The following is a 1,669-nucleotide window of genomic DNA, read 5'->3' as shown; positions in this document are numbered from 1 at the left end:
TCCTTGGTGAAGAAGATGGCAATTGACGAAATCATAGAAGAAGTTAGATCAAATAGAGAAGCTCATGCTGCAAGGTTTAACCATGACTTGCGCGCAATCTACGAAGATTTAAAGAAATCTGAAAAAGGACATATTCATATGGGTCATCCTTTTGTTGAGCCGCCGCTTAAACAAACACCCGCTAACAAGTCGCTTCACCGGACCACTGCTCCGCTATCGCTACTCAGTGGCCGGTGATCTTGGTCGTTAGGCGCAAAAGATTAGCAACATGCAAACCGTTTACGTTGAAACATCAATTGTTAGCTACTTGCGCCAAAAGCCAAGTAGCCAAATCGTAACGGCAGCACGTCAACTGCTGACGCATCGCTGGTGGAATGAGTAGCGCTGTCAATACGAGCTTGTCATCTCGCAATATGTAATTGATGAAGCTTCAGCAGGAAACTCCACGCTTGCAGCAGAACGTATGCTGCTGCTTGATGATATTCCGCTTTTGCCGCATGCGCCTGAAATTGTGACACTTGCAGATGATATTATGTCGCTTGGTGTCCTACCCGAAAAAGCCCAAGTGATGCGCTTCACATCGCGACCGTTGCATATCACGAGATACAGTATCTATTGACCTGGAACTGTAAACATATCGCAAATGCAAAAATACTTCCTCGCATTCACGATTTGCTTGTAAAGAAGGGTATTCCAATCCCTATAATTTGTACTCCAGAGGAGTTGATAGGCGATGACATATAGCAATTCTGATTCAGTAATCAACCAAATACATCAAACGCGCGAAGAAATTTCTGAACGATTTGGTGGAAGCATTGCTGCCATCGCTGAAGATGCGGAACGACGCCAGTTGGAGTCAAAGCGATTAATTTGGAAGTCTAATAAGCCTAACTCGGTGCTCCAGCCGAAGCCGGTTTCGCTCTCGCTCAACCGGCTCGGCTGAGCGTGGCGTTAGGCGATAACGAACAACACTTGTTGACTTTCTATGGATTTCGAAATCGTCGGTAGCATAAGGGAAATTCAGCCTATTGCGACCGGAACAGGAATCCGAGCTTTAACGAGGCTGAATAGACAATACGGGCGCGGAAAATGGAGAAAATTGAAAGGTTTTGCGGCCGTCCGTTTGTTGGATGGCACTGTTCATACAGCTGAGATCCATTGGTACGAAGCTCACGGCATCGGCAAGAAAGAATTTAAACTCAAATTACCGCTTCTTGACTAGCATCATGAATACCCCCCAAACAGAAAGTTCTACTTTTGCGGTCTGCATCAACAACGACGGATATCCGGCGTCTCTGGAAATCGGAAAAATCTATGAAATTTTGACCGACGAAAGCGCGGAATCTCATGGATATTTTCGGGTCATCGACGAAAGCGGCGAGGATTATGCATACGCAAAGGATCGCTTTTACCCTTTAAGTATTCCCATGGCTTTGGAACAAGCGCTTTTCCGCGCGGCGTGACCACAGAATCAATTGTCGGCCTAACACGGTGCTCCAGCCGAAGCCGGTTTCGCTCTCGCTCAACCATCTCGGCTGAGCTTGGCGTTAGTGCGCCAAGCGCAGCTTGGCGCTTCTTGCCGGGTGAAAGTCCCGGTCGGGTAAGGGCTAGCCACCCACCCGTATCGCGTGTTGCGCCTCTGGCGGATAGCGACGCTCTGGTCGGAAGA

The 1,669-nt window shown here is 48.1% G+C and carries 5 protein-coding genes; all 5 read left to right on the top strand.

All coding sequences use genetic code 11. The annotated features are described in order from the left end of the window. The coding region (locus CKO42_RS26450) for a hypothetical protein (RefSeq protein ID WP_207148842.1) at nucleotides 1-237 on the top strand (237 nt) is incomplete at its 5' end. Nucleotides 238-463: 226 nt separating this feature from the next. Beyond that, nucleotides 464-619 carry a hypothetical protein gene (locus CKO42_RS26445; protein ID WP_200252521.1) on the top strand — a complete coding sequence of 52 codons (156 nt, stop codon included), beginning with the start codon at nucleotides 464-466 and terminating at the stop codon, nucleotides 617-619. A gap of 114 nt (nucleotides 620-733) precedes the next feature. Continuing rightward, nucleotides 734-943, top strand: a complete 210-nt coding sequence (locus tag CKO42_RS26440) for a hypothetical protein (protein WP_200252518.1) — start codon at nucleotides 734-736, stop codon at nucleotides 941-943. Between the two features lie 42 nt (nucleotides 944-985). Continuing rightward, nucleotides 986-1,222: a hypothetical protein gene (locus CKO42_RS26435; RefSeq protein WP_200252513.1), complete on the top strand. Its 237-nt coding sequence runs from the start codon at nucleotides 986-988 to the stop codon at nucleotides 1,220-1,222. A 4-nt stretch (nucleotides 1,223-1,226) separates the two neighbouring features. After that, nucleotides 1,227-1,463: a hypothetical protein gene (locus CKO42_RS26430; protein WP_200252510.1), complete on the top strand. Its 237-nt coding sequence runs from the start codon at nucleotides 1,227-1,229 to the stop codon at nucleotides 1,461-1,463. The last annotated feature ends 206 nt before the right edge of the window (nucleotides 1,464-1,669 follow it).

The organism is Lamprobacter modestohalophilus, from assembly GCF_016583905.1.
GTDB lineage: Bacteria > Pseudomonadota > Gammaproteobacteria > Chromatiales > Chromatiaceae > Lamprobacter > Lamprobacter modestohalophilus.
This window is presented reverse-complemented; position numbering and strand designations above follow the sequence as displayed.